Below are 608 nucleotides of genomic sequence, written 5' to 3'. Positions count from 1 at the left end.
GGCGGCCAGTGCGCCCCCGCCAATATCGCCATGGCCCTGGCCAAGGGCGCGCGCCAGCGCGGCGCCACCATCGTCGAGAATGTCAAGGTCACCAAGGTCCACAGCAAGGCCGGCCGCGTCACCGGCGTGTCCTGGGCGCAAGGCGAAGAGCAAGGCACGATCGAGGCCGACATCGTCGTCAACTGCGCCGGCATGTGGGCCCGCGAACTGGGAGCGCAGAACGGCGTCACCATACCGCTGCACGCCTGCGAGCATTTTTACCTCGTCACCGAACCGATCCCCGGCCTCACCCGTCTGCCGGTGCTGCGCGTGCCCGATGAGTGCGCCTACTACAAGGAAGACGCCGGCAAGATGATGCTGGGCGCCTTCGAGCCGGTGGCCAAGCCGTGGGGCATGGACGGCATAAGCGAGGATTTCTGCTTCGACCAACTGCCTGAGGACATGGAGCATTTCGAGCCGATCCTCGAAATGGGCGTCAACCGCATGCCGATGCTGGCGACCGCCGGCATCCACACCTTCTTCAATGGTCCTGAGAGTTTTACGCCCGACGACCGCTACTATCTCGGCGAGGCGCCGGAACTGGCCGGCTACTGGATGGCGACCGGCTA

At 65.5% G+C, this 608-nt stretch carries 1 protein-coding gene; it reads left to right on the top strand.

Annotated elements, in window-relative coordinates:
* Positions 1-608 (top strand): FAD-binding oxidoreductase (locus EN906_RS36375; protein WP_164777719.1); only part of this gene is annotated, 608 nt, incomplete at both ends.

Origin of the sequence: Mesorhizobium sp. M7A.F.Ca.CA.004.06.1.1, assembly GCF_003999135.1 — a bacterium.
In the GTDB taxonomy this organism is placed as follows: Bacteria; Pseudomonadota; Alphaproteobacteria; order Rhizobiales; family Rhizobiaceae; genus Mesorhizobium.
This window is presented reverse-complemented; position numbering and strand designations above follow the sequence as displayed.